This is a genomic window from Magnetococcales bacterium (assembly GCA_015231925.1).
Lineage (GTDB): Bacteria > Pseudomonadota > Magnetococcia > Magnetococcales > JADGAQ01 > JADGAQ01.
Map to the genome: position 1 here is coordinate 21978 of JADGAQ010000030.1, position 8189 is coordinate 30166.

An 8189-nucleotide genomic window follows, 5' to 3' on the forward strand; every position below is an offset into this window, starting at 1 on the left:
GGTGAAATGCCCAACTCCGCACCGCCGCCAACCCATGTCACACTTCGACCCGCCGGAGGGGGCCAGGGGAGGGCCTCATCCTCCCCATCCTTGAACGCGCCAAGATACAGCCGGGGCTCTTCAAACCAATAAACGACCCTCGAAGCCACCTGCGCATCGAGGTTTTCGAAGATCTCTCCCAAGGGGCTCTTCAAACGAATAAACGACCCTCGAAGCCACCCCGAACCAAGGCGGAATCGGCACCTCCCAAAAGGATGGGGAGGATGAGACCCTCCCCTTACCCCCTCCGGGCGGTCCGAAGCCTTCGTCGGGATCGAATGTGGGATTGGCTTTTTGCGTTATATCGGAGTGCTTCGGACCGCTACGGCCAAAGCCGCGTCAACACCTCGGGGCGCTGCCCCGAACCCCGCCGGGGGGGATAATCCCCCCCGGACCCCCGTATTACTGAATCGCTGACTCATCCACATCCTGCCGAACCAGGATTTCCGTAAAGGTCATCAGATCCTCCAGCCGATGGTCGATCACCTCGCGCAGCAGCCCGATATCCAATGGCTGGTATTGGTGTACCAGCAGGTTGCGAAAGCCCACCATGCGCCCCAAACGCCCGGCCAGCTCCTGGGGGATCAACCCCGCGTCGGCCAACAGGCGAAAGCTCTCCCGACTCTCCTTCGGCCATCCCAGCTTGCGCAGCCGCACCACATGGTTGGCCAGATCGATGCACTGTTCACAGGCGCGTTGCACATTGGCGGCGATGGCGTCCTGTTTGAAGTGATCCGCCTCGAAGGGCACATCCGAGGGCCGGGCGTCGTAATCCCGCACCTGGTGCAGACAACGCTGTATACTTGCCACCTTGTTGAGGAGAATCTCGCTCACGACTCGTACACCCTCCCGCTGGCGCGAAAATCGGCCAGAATCTCCCGCCGCTCCCGGTTCAGGCGTTGATAATAGGAAAGCACCAGCATTTCGAAGCTGTCGGCGGCCTGGACATCCCCGGCATCGATACGCCGTTCGGCGGCGAGGATCTCCTTCTGAAAGACGGTATCCACCTGCCGAAGATTGACCAGATCGACCTCCCGCCCCAGCAAAGCGGCCAGTTGCTCCGCAAGGGGATGCACCGCAAGCCTGGTCTTGTCGCCGGGAGGCAGCAGCAGGGCGAGGTCGCAATCGCTGTCGGGACGCTCGTCGGCGGTGCCGCAGGAGCCGAAACGGTAGATGGCCTGCACCCGGGGGAAAAAGGTGCGCACGGCCTCGACGATGGATTGGTCGGGAATCACCCCCCGAACCCCCGGCTGGTTTTGAGGATCACCCCCAGGGCTTCGCAGAAGGTGTTGACCTGATCGTCGCTTTCGGCCTCCTTGCGCAGGGCGTTTTCCAGGGATTCGGCGGCGCGTTGCAGGGTGGTGGCGCCCAGGGTGCCGGCGATGCCCTTGAGGGCGTGGACCTGATGGGCCGCTTCGCGCCGGTCGCCCCGTTGCAGGGCGTCGGTGAGGCGTTGCGGCACCTGATCGTAGCGACTGGCGAAGCCTTTCAGCAGGGTGGACACCAGCTCCCGATCGCCGTCGGTATACGAGAGGGCCTGCTGCAGATCGATGCCCTCCAGCGACTCCGGCCAGTCCGAGGGCATCGGGGGGGGCGTCGGTTTCACCAGCGCACGCCGGGCGGCCATCTCACGGGGGGGAATCCAACGCAACAGCATGTTATGCAGCGTGGCCACATCGATGGGCTTGGCCAGATGGTCGTTCATGCCCGCTTGCAGACAGCGTTCCCGGTCCTCGCGAAGGGCGCTGGCGGTCATGGCCACCAGGGGCAGATCGGGCAGGAAGGTGCGCAGGCGACGCGCCGTTTCCAGGCCGTCCAAACCCGGCATGTGCAGATCCAGGAAGACCAGGTCGTAATCGGCATCTTTCTGCAATTGGGCGATGGCCTGCAGGCCGTCATCGGCCACCTCGCAGGAGAGGCCGGCCCGGATCAGCAGCTCGCGGGCCACCAGTTGGTTGCCGGGCTGATCCTCCACCACCAGAACCCGGGCTCCGGAGATGGCTTGCAAGCGGTTCGGATCGGTGCTTTCGTCCTGCTGGAAGCCGCTGCAGGGTTTGACCCAACCCGCCGCCACGGCGCGCTCGGGACTGAGCAGCGAAACCACGGCGTCGCGCAGACGCGGACCCCGCACCGGACGGGCCACGCGCGGCAGATGGCGCAGGGCTTCCGGCAACTCCTGGGTGGGCAGACCGAAGGCCACCATCAGCAGAATGGCGGGCGGTTTGCTCTGCCAGCGATGGTTCAGCAGAATCTCCCCCAGGGTGCTGCCTGCGGCGGAGGTGCAGGCAAAACGGGCATCCAGGAAACAGAGGTCGTATCCCGGCGCGCCGGCGAGATCGTCGGTCAGCAGGGAGTTGAGGCCGATGAAGGACTCGACCTCGCGGGGATTCATGCCCAACTCCAGGGCGAACTGTCGCACGATGCGCCGGCTGCCCTCGGCGCTGTCCAACACCAGCACCCGCCGCCCGAGGAAAAGCTCCATGGGGGGTGGCACGGTCTCCTCCGGGCGTTGTTTCAGGGTGACGGTAAAGTGGAAGCGGCTGCCCTGCCCCGGCGTGCTGTCGACCTCCAGGGTTCCGCTCATGAGGCCGATCAGGGACTGGGAGATGGCCAGCCCCAGCCCGGTGCCGCCGAAACGCCGGGTGGTGGAGAGATCCCCCTGGGAGAAGGGGCGGAACAGATTCTCCCGCTGGCGCGGGTCGATGCCGCAGCCGGTATCCCGCACCTCGAAGGTGAGGGCCACCTGCCCGTTTTCCAGCGGGCGGGAATGGTTCTGCCGAACCCGCACCATCACCTCGCCGCTTTGGGTGAACTTGATGGCGTTCTGCAGCAGATTGATCAACACCTGCTCCAGGCGCAGCAGATCGCCTTCCAGGCGACGCGGAATGGTGGCCGGCACGTCGAAGAGGATCTCCAGCCCTTTGCCCGCCGCCTGGGAGGTGGTCAGGCTGTCGAGGTGGTCGAAAAGCTGGCACAGTTCGAAGGGGGCCTGTTCCAGCTCCAGGCGGCCCGCCTCGATCTTGGAGAAGTCGAGAATGTTGTTGAGCAGGGAGAGCAGATGGCGGGAGCTGTCGTGAATGCGGGAGAGGTAATCGCGTTGCGACGGCGACAGGGTTGTCTCCAGAAGAATGCGCCCCAAGCCCAGAATGGTGTTCATGGGGGTGCGGATTTCGTGGCTCATATTGGCCAGAAAGGCGCTTTTGGCGCGATTGGCGGCTTCGGCCTGCTCTTTGGCGGTCAGCAGGGCCTGTTCCAGTTCGCGTCGGGCGGTGATCTCCTCCTTGATGCCCAGCAGATGGGTGAGTTCCCCCTCCTCGTTGACGATGGGGGCCACCATGGCCTCTTCCCAGTAGCATTCGCCGTTTTTGCGCCGGTTGACGAAGACCCCTTTCCAGGGCACTCCCCGACTGACGGTGGCCCACATTTCGGCGTAGGTTCGGGGATCGGTGCGACCGCTTTGCAACAGCCGGGGATTCTTGCCCTCCACCTCCCAGGCTTCGTAGCCGGTGATCTGGGTGAAGCGGGGATTGACGTATTCGATATTGGCATCCCGATTGGTGATGACGATGGATGCCGGACTCTGTTCCACCGCCTGGGAGAGTTTGCGCATGCGCTCTTCTGCGGTGGCTTCGCGGTGCAGCAGGATATTGTAGAGAAAGAGGCTGCCGGCGAGCAGCAGAATGACGATGGCACCGAAGAGGCGGATGACGATGCGGTTTTTATCCTGTTTGAGCAGGAGTACGGACCAGCCTTCGGCATTGAAAGCGGCGCGGGCGGTCATGTAGCGTTTGCCCTGCCACTCCAGCCATTGGCCGTGGAGAACGACCTCGCCGAGGATGGGTTGCTGGTTCAGGATGGCGCCGAACTGGCGGCTGGCATCGAGGGAGGCGCGGATTTCCGCCGGGATGGGCCAGAGGGGTCGTCGCACCAGGCTGTTGAGGCCGGTGACCAGCACCACGCCGTGGCGATCGATGAGGAAGACCTCGCCGTAGGAGAGAAACCCGAGCACGCCCGGATCGAGGGTTTTTTTGAACACGGCGGCGCCGGTGACCACCCCCTCGGCGTTTTTCAGGGGGTGGCTGGCGTAGTAGCCGGGCTCCAGGGAGGTGACGCCCAGAGCGAAATAGGCGCCGCGCTGTCCGGCTGCTGCGGACTGGAAATAGGGACGGAAGCGGTAGTTCTTGTCGAGGAAGCTGGCGGGACTGTCGCGGTTGGAGGTGACGCGCACGGTACCGTTCACATCCATGAGATAGGCGATGCCGCCTCCGGCGGAATCGCGAATGGTATCGACGGCGGACTGCAGGCGCTCCAGGTGATGGGGTTGCGGGGGCCAACTCTCCTGGGAGAGGGCGGCGAGGGCCATGGAGGCGCCATCGGCGTTGCCGATTTCGTGTTTGACGCGGGAGACCAGGGCTTCGAGGTCGCGCCCCGCTTCGGAGCGCAGATCCTGGTTGTAGAGGCCGGAGAGGTACCCCAGCCCGGTCCATCCTCCGGCCAGCAGCAGGATGAGCAGCAGCAGGGCGATCAGAAAATGGTGACGCCGCCGCCGGCTGAGTCGTCGGGAAGCGGGCCGAAAGCTGAGGTAGAGCCCCAGAGTGATCAGCAGAACGGTGCCGCCGCGAGCCAGTTGCACCGGTATATTCAGATAGATCAGGAACTTTTCGCTGTTCCACATATTGGCGGGAAAAAAGTCTCCCGCAGCGGGAGTCAGGCCGCTGGAAAAACCGTAGAGGGCGAAACCGATGGCGCCGATGAGGAGTCCGATGCGGTTTTGCAGGGATTGTTCCTCGCGGCGGGTGAGCAGCAGCGCCGCCACGGCCATGAAGCTGCCGGGGGCCGAGAAGAAGTAGCGGGTCAAGGGGGTGATCGATTGACTGCCCAGCAGGACATAACCCAGGGCCAGTGGAATCAGCGGCACCAGGGAGAACCAGGGGCCGGGGAAACCGGGCAGGCGCTGACTCAGGGCCCGCCGGGCGAATTCGAAGAGCAGCAGGAAGGAGAGCCCGACCAGGAAGGTGCGCAGGGTTTGGGAGAAAGCCGAATCCCCGAAGGTCAGGGAGATCAGCTCCTGCCACTCCAGGGTGCCATGCACCACGCCGAAGGCGCCGAGCCAGGCCAGGGGCAGTTTGACCAGGCTGCGTTCCGACAAAAAGCAGACCAAGGCCAGCACCAGAAAGGCGAAGCCGTAAAACAGGTAGAGGTATTCCCGGCTATAGAGAAGATCCATTGCCGCTGGTCTACGGTGGAACGTCGTGATTTGGCTGAAATCGGCCCCCACATTTCAGGATGCCGCAAGAAGGCGAGTACGGCAAGACTTTGCAGGAGATATAATACGGGGGTTCGGGTGGATCATCCCCCGCAGCGGGGTTCGGGGGGGGGTAGAAGCCAAGGGGAGAAGTGGATATATACGGGGGTCCGGGGGGGATTATCCCCCCCGGCGGGGTTCGGGGCGGCGCCCCGAGGTGTTGACGTGGCCGTTGACGTAGCGGGTCGAAGCCCCGGAGAAAAATGTCCAACCCGGAATCCGCACCCCACCCGGTTCACGCTTCGACCCGCCGGAGGGGGCCAGGGGAGGGACTCATCCTCCCCATCCTTGAAGTCGCCAACCTGACGCAGCCGGGGTTGTTCGGAAAAAGGAGATGCTTTTTCCCGAAAGCCCAAACCGGGGCGGAATTGGCGCGTTTCAAAAGGATGGGGGGATGAGGCCCCCCCTTGCCCCCCCGCGGTCCGCAGCGGGTCGTCCGGATGGTGCGGGTGGCGATTTGATGCGCTTTCCTGGAATGCTGCGGACCGCTACGTCAACGGCCACGTCAACACCTCGGGGCTCCGCCCCGAACCCCGCCGGGGGGGATAATCCCCATATGCGCTAACCTATACATTACCCCGTTGATGGTGTATGATTGGTATCCAAGGAGGCAGCCATGGATACCCGTTATTTGCTGGAAGGTTGTTGGAAATACGTATTGCGCTTGTTGCCTGCAGAGTGGGAGACGCTGGCGCGAGAAACCAAGGCCGTTGAAAGATTTAGGGAAATACCGTCAGTTGAGGTGCTTTTGCAGCTACTGTTCATGCATCTTGGCCTAGGGTATTCATTGCGTGAAACTGCCGCGAGAGGGCAAATTGGGAATTTGGCAGATGTGTCGGATGTGGCTTTGCTGAAGCGCTTGCGCAAAGCGGGGAATTATTTCAGGCAGCTCTGTCTGGCGCTGTTGCGCGAGCAACAGAGACAACCTCCTGATTTCATGACAGGGGAATTACCGGTTAGATTGGTGGATGCCACGCACGTTAAAGAACCTGGAAAGACTGGAAGTTCCTGGCGCATGCATGTGGCCATACGACTTTCTGACCTTGAGTGCGATTATTTTGAAGTGACACCTGCTACAGGAAAAGGAACCGGCGAGACGTTTACGCGCATTCCCATTCAACCAGGGGAATGCATCATGGGTGACCGTGCGTATGGTCGCGTAGCGGGGTTGGCCTATGTGCAAAATTGTGGCGGCTTCTCTGTTGCCAGGATCGCATCAAATTTCCCTATGGAAGACGCGCAAGGAAAGCGGATTGAACTGCTTGATTACATGCGAACATTGAAGAAACCAGGGGATTGCAAAGAGTGGCCTGTTTTTATACGCCATGAGGGGCAGGTTATTCCTGATCGTTTGTGTGCAGTTTATAAGAGTCAGGATGCGGTAGACCGGGCATCAAGGAAAGTTGTTGGCAGGAGCAAGCGCAAGCGGCAGAAACTATCGCCAGACACAATTGAATTGGCGCGATTCATGATGATATTCACAACGGTTCCAGAGGATAGACTACCACTTGAGAATGCGCTTGAATTGTATCGATTTCGCTGGCAGATCGAGTTATTATTCAAGCGGTTCAAATCGTTAGCGCAGCTTGGCCATCTTCCAAAAACAGAGAAGGAGAGTGCTAAAGCATGGCTATACGGCAAGATGTTGATTTGCCTACTTACAGAAAAGGCAATCGCAAGAGCGAAATCATTTTCCCCCTGGGGACTCGTCGTTCCCGGCCAGGCAGCGCCGGAGCAAGTGGCGGGAGTTCAAATTTATGCTTCATCAGTTGCAGAATTGGATAATGCCATTTCTGTCGCCAGATAAGGTCAATGGGAAATGGAAAGAAATATGCGACGCACTCTCTTATGCCCGAAGACGACGAAAAGCACAGCTCTCCGATATGGGGACATATTAGGTTAGCGCCTATGGGGATAATCCCCCCCGGACCCCCGTATTTTTTTGCTCTACGCTGCGGACCGCTACGTCAACGGCCACGTCAACACCTCGGGGCGCTGCCCCGAACCCCGCCGGGGGGGATAATCCCCCCCGGACCCCCGTATTTTTGCTCTACAGATAGTTCTTGATGACGGGCATCATGTCGTGAAAGGTCTTGCCACGGGTGAGTTCCCCGATGGCGTGCATTTTCCAGCCCTCTTCATGCCGATAAAGCCGGGCGATGATCATGGCGGTATGGTTCCCCGGAATACTCTCCAACTGATACCGGGCCACCTCCTGATCATTGCTGCCATCCACCAGCCGGCAATAGCTGTTGCGCACCTTTTCGAAACTCTCGCCGGAGAAGCTGTTGATGGTGAAAACCAGCACCTTGACCCCGGCCGGCACCCGATCGAGATCGATCTCGATGCGTTCGTCATCCCCCTCCCCCTGCCCGGAGACGTTGTCCCCCGAATGGCGAATGGAGCCGTCCTTGCTCTTCAATTGCTCGAACCAAACCGCATCGACGATACGACCCACGGCGTCGAAGAGCAGACAGGAGGCATCCAGATCGATTTCACCGCCCCCCCCGCCCAGGAAACTCAGCAACCCCGGCTTCGGAGGTGGACCGGCATCCCAGCCCAAGCCCATAACCACCCGGCTCAACCGCCCCCCCGACTCTTTGGCCAGACTGATCTTCTCCCCTTTTTGCAATTGCACGGCCATGGTTCTTCTCCCACCAATGGATGAAAACGACGTGCCGCGCAACGGGCACAGGCTTACCCTACACCCGGTAGTTGAATCCACGCTGAACGGAACGCTTTCGGTTCCGTTCAGCTAAACGGGGGTCCGGGGGGGATTATCTCCCCCGGCGGGTCCAGGGCAGCGCCCTGGGACTTTTCCTTTCGCTGTTGACTTCCAACCCCA

The 8189-nt window shown here is 61.2% G+C and carries 5 protein-coding genes; 1 reads left to right on the plus strand and 4 read right to left on the minus strand.

Going from position 1 to position 8189, the window contains the following annotated elements:
• Window positions 1-441: 441 nt before the first annotated feature.
• From HQL56_05530 to HQL56_05540, 3 genes are read right to left on the minus strand one after another with little or no spacing between them, the layout of a single operon-like run.
• Window positions 442-873, minus strand: a complete 432-nt coding sequence (locus tag HQL56_05530) for a DUF86 domain-containing protein (protein ID MBF0308969.1) — start codon at window positions 871-873, stop codon at window positions 442-444.
• The gene (locus tag HQL56_05535) at window positions 870-1271 is read right to left on the minus strand and encodes a nucleotidyltransferase domain-containing protein (protein MBF0308970.1); all 402 of its coding nucleotides are present in this window, start codon (window positions 1269-1271) and stop codon (window positions 870-872) included. The genes HQL56_05530 and HQL56_05535 overlap by 4 nt, the downstream gene beginning before the upstream one ends.
• Window positions 1271-5266: a response regulator gene (locus HQL56_05540; GenBank protein ID MBF0308971.1), complete on the minus strand. Its 3996-nt coding sequence runs from the start codon at window positions 5264-5266 to the stop codon at window positions 1271-1273. Before HQL56_05540 ends, HQL56_05535 begins: the two co-directional genes overlap by 1 nt.
• A gap of 694 nt (window positions 5267-5960) precedes the next feature.
• Here HQL56_05540 and HQL56_05545 point away from each other — a divergent pair.
• Window positions 5961-7151, plus strand: coding sequence for an IS4 family transposase (locus tag HQL56_05545; GenBank protein ID MBF0308972.1), 1191 nt, complete (start codon window positions 5961-5963; stop codon window positions 7149-7151).
• A gap of 243 nt (window positions 7152-7394) precedes the next feature.
• On the opposite strand, the gene HQL56_05550 is transcribed toward HQL56_05545, so the two are convergent.
• On the minus strand, window positions 7395-7988 hold the full coding sequence (locus HQL56_05550; protein ID MBF0308973.1) for a TerD family protein: 594 nt from the start codon (window positions 7986-7988) through the stop codon (window positions 7395-7397).
• Window positions 7989-8189: the final 201 nt, after the last annotated feature.